Source organism: Streptomyces sp. NPDC127092, from assembly GCF_042722475.1.
Lineage (GTDB): Bacteria > Actinomycetota > Actinomycetes > Streptomycetales > Streptomycetaceae > Streptomyces.
Genome location: NZ_JBHXFE010000005.1, coordinates 239,967 through 257,776 on the forward strand (window position 1 = coordinate 239,967; position 17,810 = coordinate 257,776).

Annotated in this window: 6 protein-coding genes and 2 pseudogenes; 5 read left to right on the forward strand and 3 right to left on the reverse strand. The window is 68.0% G+C overall.

From position 1 onward, the window contains the following. Window positions 1-110: 110 nt before the first annotated feature. On the reverse strand, window positions 111-563 hold the full coding sequence (locus ACFWJO_RS06765) for a YcaO-like family protein (RefSeq protein ID WP_386863732.1): 453 nt from the start codon (window positions 561-563) through the stop codon (window positions 111-113). 477 nt (window positions 564-1,040) lie between these two features. On the opposite strand from ACFWJO_RS06765, the pseudogene ACFWJO_RS06770 reads away from it, so the two are divergent. Together ACFWJO_RS06770 and ACFWJO_RS06775 are read left to right on the forward strand one after the other, a co-directional pair. After that, window positions 1,041-2,166: pseudogene (locus tag ACFWJO_RS06770) on the forward strand (Tn3 family transposase); the annotation flags it as partial. Window positions 2,167-2,639: 473 nt separating this feature from the next. Beyond that, window positions 2,640-3,025, forward strand: a pseudogene (locus tag ACFWJO_RS06775) (IS110 family transposase); the annotation flags it as partial. An 11-nt stretch (window positions 3,026-3,036) separates the two neighbouring features. Here the strand turns inward: ACFWJO_RS06775 and ACFWJO_RS06780 are convergent. Next, a complete protein-coding gene (locus ACFWJO_RS06780; RefSeq protein ID WP_386863733.1) occupies window positions 3,037-3,567 on the reverse strand; it encodes a hypothetical protein in 531 nt (176 codons plus the stop codon). A 161-nt stretch (window positions 3,568-3,728) separates the two neighbouring features. Then, window positions 3,729-3,974, reverse strand: coding sequence for a hypothetical protein (locus ACFWJO_RS06785; RefSeq protein WP_386863734.1), 246 nt, complete (start codon window positions 3,972-3,974; stop codon window positions 3,729-3,731). 695 nt (window positions 3,975-4,669) lie between these two features. Between ACFWJO_RS06785 and ACFWJO_RS06790 the strand changes: the two genes are divergently transcribed. The 3 genes from ACFWJO_RS06790 (at window position 4,670) to ACFWJO_RS06800 (ending at window position 17,360) form a co-directional block, all read left to right on the forward strand. Continuing rightward, window positions 4,670-15,166, forward strand: coding sequence for a LamG-like jellyroll fold domain-containing protein (locus tag ACFWJO_RS06790; protein WP_386863735.1), 10,497 nt, complete (start codon window positions 4,670-4,672; stop codon window positions 15,164-15,166). After that, complete coding sequence (locus ACFWJO_RS06795; RefSeq protein ID WP_386863736.1) at window positions 15,163-15,747, forward strand: SMI1/KNR4 family protein; 585 nt, start codon at window positions 15,163-15,165, stop codon at window positions 15,745-15,747. The genes ACFWJO_RS06790 and ACFWJO_RS06795 overlap by 4 nt, the downstream gene beginning before the upstream one ends. A gap of 506 nt (window positions 15,748-16,253) precedes the next feature. After that, complete coding sequence (locus tag ACFWJO_RS06800) at window positions 16,254-17,360, forward strand: hypothetical protein (RefSeq protein ID WP_386863737.1); 1,107 nt, start codon at window positions 16,254-16,256, stop codon at window positions 17,358-17,360. Window positions 17,361-17,810 lie beyond the last annotated feature (450 nt).

Genomic DNA, 17,810 nt, shown 5'->3' on the forward strand with positions numbered 1-17,810 from the left:
AGGTCGCGCAGGAGCCAGCCGGGCGCGCTCCCCGGTCGCGAAGGGGTTGTTGCTCTCCAGGCCGGGGAGCATCACCCGTACGACATGGGCGGGTGCGGTCTCCGGGCGGGTCAGGTCGAGTACGGGAACGTGGGCGACACCGGCGTCGGCGACCCGCCGCAGGTCCACCGCAGGTCGTCGAGCACGTCGTCAGAGGTCAGTCCTCGCGGGAGTGGGGCCGTGACGACGTCCGGGTCGAGCCAGAACCATGCGTCCTCGTGTGCCACGGGACGGGGCCGTTCGTGCCGGCCGAGGCTGCGGGCCTTGATCGTGAGGTCCTCACGGCCGCCTGCCACGGAGCAGGCGATCGACTGCGCGGCCTCCAGCAGGGCCATCTCGACCGCCGCCCCGGGATCCGGGTGGGTGCCGTAGCCTTCGGCGCGATCCACGCCCCGCCATACGGTCGCCATGAACGTGGGGACCCTGACGTCCGAGGTGATGTCCAGGACCCGGACCAGGTGCCCGGCCCTCCGCAGCCGCTGCGCCACTTCGCGCGCCCCGTCCGCGGCGGCGTCGGAATCCACGAACCGGAACGGCGGCGCCCCGGTCCCGCCCGGGTTCACCAGGGCGATCTCCGCGAGGCGCTGGGAGCACGGCCGCGTGATGGTCCGTCGGGCGTGGACCGGGCCTTACCGGAATGCCGTGGCGAGCCCGGTTGAGTCAGGCCCGGAGCGCGGCCAGGAGGTCGTGGGGAGTGGGGCGGGTGGCGCCGGTGAGGAGTGGGCGGGTGTCGGGGGCGGTGTAGGGGTGACGGCGGCGGCCGGCGGTGCGCGCCATCCAGTCTCCTCTTCCCAGACGAGCGCCGGGACTGGTGCGTTGTCGGTGAGCGGCACGGCGGCGCGGAGCGTTTCGCCCGCCTGTTCGATGACGGGCGGCCCGGCGGCCGGGGCGAGGCCGGCGTCGTGCAGGGCTTCGGCGACCTCGGTGAGGTAGGCGGCGGCGGTTCGAGCGCGCAGCTCGACCGCGGCCTGGGTGAGTGCGGCGCGGATGTTCCGCAGCTGGCGCTGTTCAACCACACGGTGACGTGGCTGCGGAAAAACCGGGTTCTGCTGCCGGGCGTCTCGGTACTGGCCCGGCAGGTGTCGGAGGCCCGTACGGCAGCCGAGCGGCGTCTGTGCGAGGCGGTGGCCCGGGCGACCGTCCGGGCGGATGCGGCACTCGGGCCGGCCTTGGTGGAGCTGCTGGTGGTGCCGGAGGGCAGGCGGGTCTCGGAGCTGGAGCGGTTGCGTACGCCGCCGGTGAGGTCGAGGGCACGGCGATGGTGCGGGCGATGGAGCGGGTGGAGGAGATCTCCGCGTTCGCGCTGGGGTGGGTGAACTTGTCGCGGGTGCCGGTGAATCGGCTGTCCGCGGTGGCCCGGTACGGGCAGCTGAGCAAGGCGCAGACGATCGAGCGGGCGCCGGAGCCGCGGCGGACCGCGCTGCTGACGGCGGTGGTGCGGCAGCTGGAGGCGCAGGCGGTCGACGACGCGCTGGATCTGTTCGCGGTGCTGATGGCGAACCGGCTGATCAGCCCGGCCCGGCGGGCTTCGGACCGGGAACGGTTGGCGATGCTGCCGCAGCTGGAGAAGGCGACCCGGATCCTGGCGAAGGCGGCGAAGAGCCTCACCGAGGAGCTGGACCTGGTTGCCGAGCACGAGGCGGCCCTGGCCGCGCTGTGGCCGGCGGTCGAGGAGGCCGTGCCGCGTACGGCGGTGGCCGGGGCGGTGGCGACAGTCGAGGCCCTGGTGCCCGAGGACGACGGCTCGGCGGAGGCGGCGATGCGCGAGAAGCTGGCTCTGAGCTACAACACCGTGCGCCCCTTCCTGTCCCTGCTGGGCGAGTCGGATGCGCTGGACGCGGCCCCGACCGGGCGGCGCACCCTCAAGGCCGTGCGTCGCCTGCCCGCGCTTTCCCGGCGCCGGGTCAAGGACCGGCCGCTGCTGCCCCGCGAGGTCGACGCCGAGCTGGTGCCGGCAATGTGGAAGCGCGCGGTGTTCTCCAACGCCAAGCTGCCCCAGGGCGCGGTCGACCGCGACGCCTACGTGGTGTGCGTCCTGGAGCAGCTGCATCGCGCCTGAACCGGCGCGATGTGTTCGCCTCCCCGTCGAACCGGTGGGCGGACCCGCGTGAACGTCTGCATGGTGGGGATCTCCTTACGTGGCGGGGCGGGTCGTTTGCATGCCCTCGCGCCGCCAAGGCTGCCGTCATCCGTCCTGCCACGCCCAGTCCCCCCGCAGGGCTTCACCCGGCCCGGTCGGGTGAACCGATTCGTCGCTCCGCCATATAGTGCAACGGTCCGGCACCGGGCGGCGGAGAGACGACGACCGTGCACTTCCGGTCCTGGCCTGGTCTCGCTCGGCTCGCGCCCTGGGGCGGCCCCGCGGCCTGGGGCGCAGAGGCCGAACGGCAGGCGGCTGGACGGCCCTCCAGGCCTGAAAATGAGCACCCATGTTGTCCATGGGCCGGCCGGGATCGAGGAGGGTTGGCCCCTGCCGAGGGTCGAGACGACGTCGGGGGCGAGAACCGAGGCGTCGAAGACGCCCAGCCGGAACGGATCCGGTGAGCTGGCTGTTCACAGGGAGACCAGGACCTTGGTAGGCGCGATGGTGAGCGTTCTGCCTTGGCACGCAGCTCGGCGCCCCGCTCGCCGAGATCGGAAGGACCGCGGCCGGTTCGCTGACGCCCGGGGCCTCAAGGCGTACGCCCGCTCCTCACCCATCACCCGGGCATCGACCAAGAAGTCATCCATCACCAGACGGTGGGTCAAGAACGACCGCCTCAACGCCATCGGCCGCCTCTGGGCCTTCTCCGCGATCACCGCATCACCCGGTGCCAAGGCCCACTGCAGGCGCCGCCGCGATCACGGAGACTGGCACGCCTCAGCCCAGCGCAACCTCTACAACCGCATGATCGGCCAGCTCTACCACTGCCTCCAGCACGACCGGCTCTCCGACGAAACCGGCGCCTTTCCCGCACCAGCCCCCACCGCCGCACAGGCGGCCTGACCAGGGGAACCTCACACGAGACCTGCGGCCTGCCGGAGCCTGGCCCGGTCATCTGGGTCGGTCAGTTCCTCCGCCAGTGCCGTTACGACACTCGCGTGCTCTGCGAACACCGCCCGGCACTGCTCTCGCTCGGGGTGCTCGCTGTCGCTGCCGAACCAACGCACCATGGCCTCGTTGTCGGCGTTGACCGGCTTGGAGTATCCGACGACTCCGAGCAGGAGGTCCAGCAGTTCGGACCGTACGGAAACCTGGGGATCACCAGCCAGACGCAGGAGGAACGGCAGCGCCGTCGGCATGGCGGCGTTCATCGACCTGACGTCGTTGAGAAGGCAGTTGCTCAGCGCCCGCTCGGCTTCGGATGCCGCCTCCCGGTCAAGGAGGGCACGCAGCAGCATGGGGATCCCGGCGGGGCATTCCGGGAAGTCGGACCAGCGGATGTCCTCGCATCCCTGGAGTGCTGGATGGTCACGGCCGGCATCGGCCGCCCGGGGGTAGTCATCGAGGAACCGAGCGATCGCCGCCTCCTTGGCGGCCACGTCCACCCTGCACATCCGACTGCCTCCGTCCCGCTGCTACAAGCCTCGAACTCCCCATCGGTCGCACTCTCGCGCGACCGGAAACCCGTGCGCAACCCAAGACCGCAAACTGACCATGTTCGACTCCCGGGCCGCACAGACGCCTTCCTCAAGCTCGTGCTGCCTGATCACCCACCGCCAGGCGCTGTCCTTGGCCGGCCCCGCAAACTGGCTCTGGCGAGCCGATATAGGACCCGGGCGAGCTGGTACAGGTAGCGGAGGGTCCAGCCGACGACGACCAGGGTGACGATGCCGAAGATGAGCAACGAGATCGTGTCGCTCAGATCTTTGTTGCGTCGGTCATCAATCGTGAAGAGGCTCATGGCTAGCCAGAGCCCCCACCCCTTGACGAGCTCCTTCGCTTCGTCCTTCACGAATCTCCACCCCATCTAAAGCGTCCGCGAAGCATACGACGACGGAATAGGTACAGCTCAGGAGCGCTACAGATGCCAGGGGCGCGCCTTGGGCTGCGGGGACGGCTGCAGCATCAGGTGAGGGCGGCCATACACCGGTCCAGCACCGTGGGCGGCGCCGGAATTGCGCGCCCCGGCCGCGCGTGCCGGCGACCACCACCATGACCAAGCCGCGCCGCACACCGTCGACCACCCGGACCGGGACGTCGCGCTCACTTCGGCGCAGGGTGCGCACGGCGGCTGGCTGCGTGCCGGCTGGTCGGGGGCTCGCCGCCGCGCCACGGGACGGCCCGGCGGGGGGCATCGGTGGCGCTCCCACGACTCGTTGGGCCGCTGATTTCCGCCTGGTGCTTCCGCCTGGGGTCAGAGTCCGTCAATGTTTGGCGGTCTTCGCGATGACGATCTCCGAGCCGGGCCGTCTTAGGCCGAGGGTGACCGGTGCTCAGTCTGTGAGGAGTGAGCGTTCCTCAGCGCCGGACCGTTTGGTTCCACTTACTACGGTATGTCGACCGATGATCTTCACTGTGTGATCACGAAATGAACACGCTGCTTGCTCCGTGCATAGATTTGTCGATCTACTGACCTCTCTTGATCGTGTTCTGAGGGGGGCCTCCGTGCGTTTCGTGCGGCCTGTTTCCGTTGCTGTTGCCTTCGTCATGGCTGCCATGGCCGGTACGGAAGGAGTGGCAGCTGCGCAGACCTTCGCCGGGGCTCCCGTGGGAACGGCGGATGCGCCGGACCAGCGCTGGCGTTCTGCGGACGGCCGTTCGTCGGAGTCGACGGCCGGCGACACCTCGGTCAGTGCGGCCGGTGGCCGCCGGGGCCATGTCCCCGCGCCGGGCGAGCTTCCTCTGGACAGCGGAGCCACCTCTGGTGGCGGATTGTCCGACGCGAAGCTTCCGACACCTGCCACCGCTCCCGCGTCGGTCGAGCAGGTGGAGCCGAAGGGGTTCGATCCGAAGACGAGCCGTGAGCTCGCCGGCGAGAGGGATCGCACCTCGACGACGTTTCAGAACGCGGACGGCACGCTGACCACGCGCTTCTACGAGGAGCCGGTCAACTTCCAGGACACCGCCGGCAAGTGGAAGCCGATCGACACCACCCTGCGGCCTCTGCCCAAGAGCGGGCTGCTGGGGCGCGCGGTCAACACGTCCCAGGACGGCTGGAAGATCACTTCGGGGGAGACGGAGACGACGTTCGGCGGCTACGCCGACGCCGCTCCTCTCGTCGCGCTGAAGACCGGTGCTGACACATCGGTCGGCTTCTCCGTGCAGGACGTCGCGCATTCCCTGGGCGAGGCGGACGTCAGCACGATCACCTATCGCGGGGTGCGGAGCGATGCTGACCTGAAGTTCGTGGCCAGCGGCACGTCCGTGAAGGAAGTCATCTCCCTCAACAGCGTTGATTCCCCGAGGGAGTGGGTCTTCCCGCTTCACACCCAAGGGGTGACACCGCGACTCGAGACGACCGGCGCGGTCACGTTCCGAGATGCTGCCGGTGGAGTGAAGGCCACGATGCCCGCGGGGTGGATGGAGGACTCCAACCTCGCCCCGAACTCCAACCAGGGCGAGATCTCCAACGGCGTCCACTACGAACTGGTCGACATCACTGGCGGCCAGGCCTTGAAGGTGTCGCTGGACACCGAGTGGCTGCGTGACCCGCAGCGCGTCTTCCCAGTCAAGGTCGACCCCACGGTTACCACGGTCACGGGCACGACAGCTTCATCCGGCACGTATGTGCAGTCCCCGTACAACACGAACTTTTCCAGCGATACCAACATCAAGGTCGGCACTTACGACAAGGGCGGGCACAAGGCCGCAGCATTCCTGCGGTTCGCCGGCCTCGAGAGCAACCTGAAGAACGCCTGGGTCATCAACGCCCGTCTGGCCCTCTTCAACACCTACTCGTACTCGTGCACGGCCCGTCCGGTGACGGTCCACGCCATCACCTCGAGCTGGCTTGAGTCGACCACCAGCACGTACCCGGGTCCGTCGACGGGGCCGGCGCTGGGTTCGAAGAGCTTCGCTCACGGGTGGCGTCCCGAAGGGCAGACGTCCTACCCGTGCGGGGCGGCTACGTGGGAGTCCATCAATCTGGGGTCGGCCGGGCGTCAGCTGGTGGATGACTGGACGCATGGCCGCAAGAAGAATTACGGCCTTGCGGTGAAGGCCTCCACGACGGACTCGTACGCGTGGAAGATCTTCGGGTCCGACGACTACCCGAACGGCAAGCCGTCGCTCGACGTGACGTGGACCAAGTACGGAGCCACCTACAAGCTCGGCACCTTCATCACCCCGATGACGGCAACGTCCGAAGGCGTCTTCCGTGTCACGGTGACCAACCGCGGGCAGCAGACGTGGCCGAAGAACGGCAACTTCTCCCTGCGCTACCTGCTCTACGACGCCGCGGGCAAGGAGATCACCGACGCCTCGAAGATCCGCTGGTCGCCGATGCCCGCTGACGTCCCCCCGGGCGGGACGGTCACGGTCGACGCAAAGGTTGCGCCCCTGGCTCCGGGTGACTACACACTTGCCTGGACGATGAACGACAACGGCATTGCCACGTTCAGCGGCGCGGGTGTTCCGCCGGCCGCCATGAAGGTGTCCGCCGTCAATATTCCGCCCGTCATCACGGGCGCCGCCCCGGCCAGTGGTGCTCTCGTCAACACTCTCACACCGACCCTGTGGGCGTCCGGTACCGATCGTGACCGTTACCCGAAGGCGTTGCAGTACCAGTTCGAGGTCTGCGAGGTCGAGGGCAAGGACACGCGCAAGAACTGCAGGATGGGTCCCAAGGTCAATTCCCAGCAGTGGGCCGTGACGAGCGGCTGGCTGTCGTGGGCGAAGACCTACGCCTGGTACCCGTACGCCTATGACGGCAGCGGTACGTCCACCCGTATCCGTCCGTCCCTTCTGACGACCCAGGTTTCCCAGCCGGCGATCACCAGCCACCTCGGCGGCTCAGAGAGCGGCCGGAGCTTCGGTCAGCGCGCCGGCAACTTTGTCACCGCAGCCACCGACGCGTCCATCCCCACGGTCGGTCCCGAGCTGGCGGTGACCCGCACGTACAATTCGCTCGATCCTCGGCAGAAGAATGCTTTCGGCACCGGATGGGCGACCCGCTGGGACATGCGGGCTACGCCTGAGGGCACGGGCAGTGTGGTGATCACGCTGGCCACGGGTGCCCAGGTGCGCTTCGGTAAGAACGCCGACGGCAGCTACGCCGCCCCGTCGGGTTCGATGGGCAAGCTGAAGGCCGAGACCGGTGGCGGCTGGACCCTGCGCGACGCCTCCGGAACCCTCTACACCTTCAGCTCGGTCGGTCTGTTGACGAAGATCGCTGACGGCCATGGCCGGGTGCAGGAGCTGACCTACACCAGTGGTCTGCTGACGCAGGCCAAGGACGTGCTGTCGGGCCGCACTCTGACCTTCACCTGGTCGAACGGGCACGTCGCGACGGCGGAGACAAACGCCGTCAATGGGGCGGGCACTCCAATGAAGTGGACCTACACCTACGAGGGGGACCGCCTGATGAAGGTGTGCCCGCCGTCGTCGGCCACAGCCTGCACCGTCTACACCTACGAGGACGGCAGCCTGTACCGCAGCACGGTGCTGGACGCCGGCCCGTCGGCCTACTGGCGTCTGAACGAGGCCGAGGGGGAGACCGCCGCGAGCGAGACCGTCTCCGGCAGCGGCATGAACGACGCCCAGTACCGCGACGTCACCCGCGGCGCCGCAGGCGCTCTGTCGGGGACCGGCAACAAGGCCGGCTCCTTCGACGGCGCCGACTCCTACCTCGCGCTGGCCGATGATGCGCTTGGCTCGTCGCCGTTCGCGTCGGTGGAGATGTGGTTCAAGACCACCAAGCCCGGCGTGCTGCTGTCGCAGGCGAACGAGCGGATGGAGGACGTCGACCCGACGGTGAGCCAGTCCACCCCCCTGCTGTTCGTCGGCACGGACGGCAAACTCCGCGGCCAGTTCTACTACCCTGGCACCTCCTGGACCGCCCTGACCTCCACCGGCGCCGTCAATGACGACGCCTGGCATCATGTGGTGCTCTCCGGCGCCGGTACGGCGCAGACGCTGTACCTCGACGGCAAGGCGGTCGGCTCCAAGACCGGCGCGATCGACCACCTCGAGCAGCGCTACACCTACGTCGGACTCGGCTGGACCAACGTGCCGTGGCTGGGAATCGACAAGACCGATCAGCTCGGCCACTTCAACGGACTGATCGACGAGGTCGCTGTCTACGGCCACACCCTCGACGCGAACACGGTCCTCGAGCACTACACCGCCAAGGCCGCCACCTCCCGCATCACCAAGGTCACCCTTCCCTCGGGACGCGTCGACTCGCAGGTCGTGTACGACTCCGACACCGAGCGGGTCACCCAGGTCACCGACTCCAACAAGGGCACCTGGAAGGTCTCCGCCCCCAGCTTCTCGGCCGGCTCAACCGCCTACGCCGACACCGTGCGTGCCTCGGGCCCGAGCGAGTACTGGCGGCTCGGCGACCGTCGCGGCATCACGGTAGCCAGTGCCCTCCCGGCGGGGGCGGACGGTGACTACGGCGACAACGTCGCGCTCGGCACCTACGGTGCCTTCGCCGACGGCGACGACACGGCCGCCGGCCTGAACGGAGACTCGTACATCCAGGTCGCGGACGCCTCCCTCAACGGCACCGCGCTGTCCGCGGAGCTGTGGTTCCGCACCGACAAGCCTGGCATCCTGCTGACCGAGTCCAACGCCGACATCAGCGAGGACCAGGTCCCCACCCACGCCACCCCGCTGCTGTACGTGGGCACGGACGGCAAGCTGCACGGCCAGTTCTACTCCGAGACCACCAACTGGATTCCCCCGGTTTCGAAGAGCACGGTCAACGACAGCCAGTGGCACCACGCCGTCGTGACCGGCAACGGCAACACCTCAGCCCTCTACGTCGACGGCGTCCTCGCCGGCCAGGTCTCAGGCACGATCACCCACCTGGACCAGACCCGGATCTTCTTTGGCAAGGGCCGTACCGGCTCGCGCTGGGCGGCTCTGGACTCCGGCGACCCGTGGGGCTACTTCAGCGGCGCCCTCGACGAGGTTGCCTTCTACCCCAAGGCCCTCACCCCGGCCGAGGTCAGCGACCACTACCGTGCCCGCACCGCCATGGTCGCCGGTGACGGCCCGCACTACCGCGGCGCGGTCACCGCCGATGCTCCGGCCGGCTACTGGCGCCTGGACGAAACCACCGGTGGCAGGGCGAACAGCCTGTCCGCGGCGCAGGACGGCGACGGCTTCTACACCAACACCACCCTCGGATCCGATGGCGTCTTCGGCACCGGCGACAACACCGCCATCAGCCTGAACGGCAACGGCTACACCGAGATACCCGGCAGCATCCTGCGCGGGTCGAAGGATCTCGCGGTCGAGCTGTGGTTCAAGACCACCAAGCCGGGCGTCCTGATCGGCGACCAGTCCGACCCGATCGGCGGCACCACCGCCACCGGCACCTACGCCCCCCTGCTCTATGTCGGCACGGATGGCAAGCTCAACGGCAAGTTCTACTCACCCGGCCTGGGCACCGCGAAGGTCGCCTCCGCTGACAACGTCAACGACGACCAGTGGCACCACGCCGTGATCACCGCCACCGGCACCGCCCAGGTCCTCTACCTGGACGGCGTCCAGGCTGCCACGCTCACCGGCGCCGTCAGCCACCAGTCCAACACGCGCACCTACATCGGCGCCGGATTCGCCAAGAACTGGCCCGCCGCCCCCGCCGAGGTCTCCTACTTCACCGGCCAGATCGACGAAGTCGCCATCTACCAGCACGGCCTCACCGCCGACCAGGTCACCGAGCACTACCGCTCCCGCGAGCACTCCAGCACCTCCGCCCTCGCGATGACGGTCACCGTCACCAGCCCGAAGGGCGCCACCAGCACCACTACTTACGACGCACTGCGCGGCCAGCGCCGCATCGCCTCCACCGACGCCGAAGGCGGCCGCACCACCTACGCCTACGACACCGGCGGCTACCTCCACACCGTCACCGACCCCAACGGGCACCCCACCATCACGGGCCACGACGCCCAGGGCAACACGGTCTCCCGCACCACCTGCAGAGACGCCAACTCCTGCTGGACCTCCTACGCCGAGTACTACAACAACACCGCCGACCCGCTCGACCCGCGCAACGGCAAGCAGATTGCCGCCCGCGACGCCCGCTCTTCCGGCCCCGCCGACAACCGCTACAAGACGACGACCACCTATACCGACAAGGGCCTCAAGGACGCCGTCACCCTCGCCGACGCCCGAAAGGCCGTCACCACCTACACCGACGGCACCGAGCCCGCTACCGGCGGCGGCACCACGCCCGCCGGCCTGGTGAAGACCACCACCACTCCCGGTGGCGCGACCACGGCCTACGCGTACTTCGCCAACGGCGACGTCGCGAAGACGACCGCCCCGTCAGGTCTGGTGACCTCCTTCACCTACGACGGCATCGGTCGCAAGACGTCCGAGAAGCAGATCTCCGACACGTTCCCGACCGGTGTCACGACCACCTTCGGCTACGACGACATGTCCCATGTCGTCAGCGAAACCGGCGCCGGCGTCAGGAACGAGATCACCAACACGGTCCACACCGCGAAGATCAGCCGGACCTTCGACCCGGACGGCAACCTCCTGGCCGAGACCACTGAGGATGCCACTGGCGGCGATCCCGCGCGCACGACGAGCTACCACTACGACGATTCAGGCCGCCAGGACACGGTGACCGACCCGGAGAACCACAGCACGACCTTCACGTACGACGAGTTCGGCCGTGTGAAGGAGGAGACGGATGCTGCCGGCAACACGCTCGTCCACACCTACACGCCGCGAGGCCACAAGCACGAGACGACCCTGAAGGGCTGGACCGGAGACCCCTCCGGCGAGCCCCGCGACCTGGTGCTCGAGTCCAACGCCTACGACCCGGCCGGCCGCCTCGCGTCCACCACTGACGCCATGGGCGCCGTCACCGAGTACGGCTACTACGACGACAACCTCGCCGCCACCACCACCGCCAAGCTGGTCACCCAGGCCGACGGCACCCGCCACGACATCGTCATCGAGCGCAACACCTACGACGGCGCCGGCAACCTCACCCGCCAGTCCACCGGCAACGGCAAGACCGTCTTCACCTACACCATCGACGCGACAGCTCGCGTCAAGGAAAGGGTCCTTGACGCCGAAGACCTCGCCCGTAAGACGACCTTCGCCTACGACAACGACGACCGCGTCACCAGCGAAACCCGCACGATTGACGCTAGTGGCAACAGCGTTACGGCGGCGACCGAGTACGACACGGCGGGCAACCCCACCCGCGCCACCGTCTCCGACGGCACAGGCACTCTCCGCACCACGACCAGCACCTTCGACCAGCGCGGCCTGCTGCTGTCGACCGTCGGCGCACGTGGCAACATCGCCGGCGCAGACCCGGCCAAGCACACCATCAACTACCGGTACGACGCGCTCGGCCGCCTCGTCGAGACCACGACCCCTCCCGTACAGATCGAGGAGAACGGCACCGCCCCTACGACGACCCGGACCACCGCACTTGTCGGCTACAACAGCTTCGGCGAGACCACCCATGCCCGTGACGCCCGCGGCGCCGTCACCAGCACGGTCGTCGACAAGCTGGGCCGCGCCACTGACGTGACCCTGCCCACCTATGCACCGCCGGGCGCAAGCCAGCCCATCACGGCAGTCACGCACACCACCTACGACGCCGTCGGACGCACCGCGCAGGTGACCGACCCGCTGGGCCGCATCACACGCTTCAGCTACGACCAGCTCGGCAACCTCACCCAGAAGACCGACCCCGCCCCGGGCACCCAGACCAGCCTGACCGAGCCCAACCCGCTCAACCCTGCGCAGACCGACCTCAGTGGCGCCGGGATCACCCGCTACACCTGGACCCCGACCGGTCGGCAGCTCTCCGCCACCACCCCGACCGGGGCCCGCACGGAGTCCACTTATGACGAACTCGGCCGCCAGCTCACGGCCACCGCGGTCGAGCGCTACCCGAGCCTGCAGAATCTGACCACCCGCTACACCTGGGACGACGCAGGCAATCAGATCGCCTCCACCACCCCCGCGGGCCGCACCACGACCTCCGTCTACAACGCGGCCGGTGAACCCACCGCGGTCACCACCCCGGCTCAGGGCACCACCCGCTTCTCCTACGACCGACTCGGCCGCACGGTCGAGGTGATCGACCCCACCAACCGCAAGACCCAGACCGTCTACAACGGCCTGGGCAACATCACTGAGACCAAGGACTACGGCACCGGCAGCACCGTCCTGCGCTCGGCCAAGGCCGCCTTCGATCCCGACGGCAACCAGATCACCGCCGACGACCCGGCCGGTGGCCACACCGACTACACGTACAACGCGCTCGGACAGTTGACCAGCCAGACAGAGAAAATCTCCGCGACCGACCAGATCACCACGTCCTTCGGTTACGACGCGAACGGCAACCGCACCCGCCTCACAGACGGCCGCGGCAACACCACGACCTACACCTTCAACTCCTGGAACCTGCCCGAATCCACTATCGAACCGGTAACTCCTCAGCACCCGGCCCTCGGCGACCGCTCCTGGACCACCACCTACGACGCCGCTGGCCAGGACATCAATGAGCTGCTGCCTGGCAATATCACGCGCCAGCGCACCTACGACAGGCTGGGCAACCTCACAGCCGAGTCCGGAACCGGGGCCGGCGCCGCGACCGAGCCCCGCAGCCTGACGTACGACCTGGACGGACGCCTCACCAGCGCCGCCACGAGCAGTACCGCTGCCGCGAACACCTACACGTACAACGACCGCGGCATGCTCCTGCACGCCCAGGGTCCCGCTGGCGAGACGCGCTACACCTACGACGCTGACGGCGCCATGACTGCACGCATCGACGCCGCAGGCCAGACCACCTACACCTACGACACGGCCGGGCGCCTCGACGTAGCCAACGACCCTCTCACCGGCACGCAGATCCGCTACGACTTCGACGCCGCTGGCCGCGCGACTCTGGAGCGGTACGCCCGCCCCGACGCTGGAGAATCGTTCAGCATCGATGCCCAGCGCAGCTACGGCTACGACGACCTCGGCCGCCTGACCTCCGACACCGTTACCAACACAGGAACGAGCGCCTCGGTCACCGGCATCACCTACGGCTACGACGACGCCGACCGCCTGACGAAGAAGACCACCACCGGCACCGCCGGAGCCTCCATCAACACCTACACCTACGACCTCGCCGGCCGCATGGCCTCCTGGACCAACGGCACCACCACCGTCCCCTACACCTGGGACAAGGCCGGCAACCTCACCCAGCAGGGCACCACCAACGCGACCTACGACGCCCGCAACCGTCTCCAGACCTGGGACACCGACAGCTACACCTACACCCCCCGCGGCACCACCCAGTCCGTCACCAAGAACGGCACCACCCGAACCGTCACCTCCGACGCATTCGAACGCACCATCACCAACGGCACCAGCACCTACACCTACGACTCCCTCGACCGCGTCCTCACCGCAGGCGGAACCCCGTTCACCTACGACGGAGGCTCCAACAACCTCACCACCGACACCACCACCACCTACACCCGCACCCCCGGCGCCACACTCCTCGCCACCGCCCCCAAGGCGGACACCACTCAGGCCCAGCTGGCCATGACCGACCAGCACACCGACCTGGTCGCCAGCCTCAAGCCCGACGGCACCTCCGTCCAGGCCTCCCGCGCCTACGACCCCTTCGGCAAGACCACCGAAACCAACGGCACCAACCCGGCCGTCGGCTACCAGTCCGGCTGGACCGACACCACCACCGGCGAAGTCAACATGGCCGCCCGCTGGTACCAGCCCGGCACCAGCAGCTTCACCAGCCGTGACACCTGGCAGATCGAACCCAAGCCATCAGTTCAGGCCAACCGCTACACGTACGCCAACGCCAGCCCTCTCAACGCCACCGACCCCACGGGACACTGCCCACCCTGCGCCCTTGCTCTGGTTGGCGGCGCAGGGGGAGGGACAGCCCTCGGCTGGGGAATCTTCGGGACAGTGGCTGTCGGCGGCACCGCTCTGGTGGTCGACCAGTGGCAGAAGAGCCAAGCCGCGAGCGGCACCACCACGGGTACTTATCCCTCTGGGACTACCTATTACCGTAGCCAGACGTGGGACTTGGGCCACGGCACTCCGTACTACACGCCGGTGGTTGACCCGGTAACAAAGGTGAAGGACCCTACCAGGGGTGACCCGCGTGACACGCCAATAATCACGAAGCCTTGGACGCCGCCTGTCGACCAGAACGTCTACGACGGCGACGACCCCCCGACCGCTCCCACCTGGATTCCCAAGCCCGACTGGGACCCCAAAAACGGTGGCTGGAAGCCCGAAGACGGCGTCAAGGCGATCATCAGCGGACTGTCCATCCTGAACATGCTGCTCGATGGCCAGGACGGGTTCAGCCCCGACCAGGTAACCGACCCTCACAGCGCTCCTGGCGCGGACCCTGACGGTTCCAATGGAGATGACCGCAGGGGACGTGACTGCCGCACCTCCCTGGGTGGCTGGCGAGTCTACGAGCCGGTAGATCGGCAGGGACGTGCGACGGGGATCGAGGCGTGCTTGGACAGTGACTTCCTGAACGCCAACAAGGGAAGCACGCCCAAGGTCGAGCAGATTGCTCCACCCGGGTATACATGGGCCGCCATCCGCGCGGGAGAACTGGGCAATCGGCCGGCGAAGTTCTGGCGAAACGCTTGCCACTTGCTCGGCGCCCAGTTGAGCGGCGATGGGCTGCGCTATGAGAACCTGTCCACCTGTTCAAGGTCTGCAAACGCTACGAGGATCGACCCTCGAGACCCAGGACAGCACCCCAATATGCTTCACTACGAAAAAAAGGTGAAGAACGCCATCGATGCCGGGCGAGTCGTCCAGTATCGCGTAACCCCGGAATACGAAGGAAGTCGAGTGATTCCTAGTAGGTTCCACATGCAGGCCGATGTGTGGAACGCGAACGGAACGCGCGTAAAGCTGTTCGACGACTACGTGCAAAACACGATGTACTCAGTCAAGGACGGAACCTTCCATAACATTGGGAAAGAAATCCCGGAAGGGTGGCATAAGTGAGTAGCAGTATGGGGCAGCTTGAGGAAATGCTGTCCGTGGTTGGGGATGAGGCTGGTGACGAGGTTGACTGGGCTGCGGCTGAGAGAGCCTATGGGGTGCACTTTCCGCCGGACTACAAAAGATTTGTTGCCAGGTTTGGCGGCGGCACCATCGAGGGTTCGATTGGGATTTTGATTCCGATCGAAACTGCTGATCCGATGATCAGGCGGGTCTATCGCCTCCTTGACTCCGTTCGGGAAGACCCTGATCTGCAAAGGTGGAGCGGCGTAGAAGGTGTGACTCCTTCCCTCGGGGACGTCCTGATTTGGGGGGATACGGATAGCGCCGACTTTATTGGCTGGCTCACTATCGGCGAGAACTCGGAAACCTGGCCGCTAGTCGTCTATTCAAGGGTTAAAGCGTCGTGGACTGCCTATGGATGCAGCATGTCTGAATTCCTTGCTGGCATTCTGTCGGGCGAGTTTAGTGAATGCCCAATCAGTGACGAATCCCTTATGGGTGCAGGGCGGAGTCGCTTCCTGCATGACAGAGAGGAAGAGAGGTTGCTGGAAATGGGTGTGTACCCCTGGGAAGAAGAATAGGGCTCTGGTGATTGTCTTGGGTGATCTAATCCAAAGCTCCGTCATCACGAGGTCTGCCCGAGGCTGCCGGCAGCTCACCGGACGAGCCCCGCAGCATAGCCGCACAAAACCCTGCCAGCGGGCCGCACCATCCGGTGAGATCGGAGTGATCGTGATGCCTGAGACCTATAACGAGTACGGGGTGGCGGGCCGGCTGAAGGTGCTGGTCGCGGCCTGGCGGTGGGCGACCGCCTCCCGGCTGGTCCCGCCCGCAGACGCCATCCCTGGCGTCGGGTCGCGGTGGAGGCCGCCGACCCGGAGGCGGTGCGCGCCGCGCTGCGCGGCCCGTTCGGCGCCTCGCGGGCGGCGGACAGGCTGAACGAGGCGCTGGGGGAGCCGCTGCCGCGCTGCCGCCCGCGGGTGACCGCGCACGCAGTCGGTCACCTCGTCCGTGCCGGCCTCCTGACCTACCTCGGCGGCGACCTGGTCTATCCATCCCGACGCCCACCCCGACCACGTCGCCACCCTTGCTCGCCGCCGCGACCTGCCCGCCCTGCTCGACCGGCACGTGGAACGCACCGGGCAAGGGCGGCGCCCAGGCCGACATCGTGCTGACCGCCCCGCAGGACGGGGTGCCGCTGCTGTTCATCGAGGTCGACAACTGCCACGAGACCGCCGAGGAGCTCGCCGACAAGCTGGAGAAGTATGCCCGGTTCTTCAAGCGGAAGGTGAAGGACACGGATGGCAAGGAGCGCCCGATGTGGCGTACGCGCTGGACGGTCCCCGGGGGCCGGTACGGCGATGCGCCGCACCCGCCTGTGCTGCTGGTGTTCAACCGGATCGGCGAGCGCAATCCCAACCGCACCGTCCCGCGCCTGATGGAGCTGACCCGTCACCTGTGGCAGGGGGAGCGGCAGCGGGGCGGCCACCACATCTACGACCGGAGGATCCCGATCATCGCGGTCGGGCTGAACCAGCTGCGTGAGCACGGCCCGGCCGGCCCGGTGTTCGCCCGCTTCGGCCGCAGTGGCCCGCAGACCCTCTTGGAGGCGATCGGCAACCCGCGCTTCGAGGCCGCCCAGGCCCGTGAGGCAGAGGAGGCCAAGGCCCGCGCGGCGGCGTACCAGGCGGAGGTACGGCGCGCGGCGCGGGAACACGATGCGAAGCAGGCGGCCGAGCGCGAGGCCCGCCGTCCTGCCTGCACCGGCTGCGGGGCGAAGTTCACCGACGCCCGCTGGGAGGCGGTCCAGCCGAAGGACTGGGGAGCTGCGAAGGACTCCCACCCGCAGCTGTGCGACACCTGCAAGCGCGCGGCCGTCGCCGCGGCCCAGGAGCGCCAGGAGCCGGTACGCGGTGAGGCTGCGCCGGACGACTTCTGGCCCGCCCCCGAGCGTCCCGTCTGCACCGAGTGCGGTGCCGCGTTCACCGACGAACGGTGGAAGGCGACCAAACGCGTCGGCTGGACCGCTTCCCCGGCGAAGAACCCGTCTCTGTGTGGGGACTGCGACCAGCGGTTCGAGGACTTGGACCGGGCCTGGGGTGTGGGCCCCCGGCAGGAGGAGCGCGACCAGGAGCAGGACCAGGCCGTGCCCGAGCAGAAGACCACCGGCTGGCTCTCGCGCCTGCGCCGCTGAGCCGGGCAAGCTCCCTGAGGTCCTGGGCAAGCCTTCCGTCGCCGGCTTGGGCAAGCCTTAGGTGACCCTGGGCAAGCCGGGCGGCCTTGGTCGTGCTGCAGCGCTGGGAATCCCTCGACCTGGATCAGGCCGAGGGAGGCGGTGAACCGCCCTCGGTGCGGTGACTGAGAAGAGGTCCCGGGCCAGCGGCCCGGCGGCCCGGGATTGCGGGGGAGAGGTATCCACGCTCCCGGGCCGCTTTGATCCAGTCCTTGATGGTTGGCTCCGGGCGCTCGAAAAGGTCTGCCAGGCGCCGGTGGAGTCCCGGACCGTTGCCAGCCTCGCGGAGGTACGCGTGGGCCAGTTCGTGAAGGAGTTGTCGCCAGTCTCTGAAAAATGACCCTCAGCCAGTTTCTGAAAACTGCCCCCTCTGATCATCCTGTGCGGCTCTATCGCGGCTCACAGCCGCGC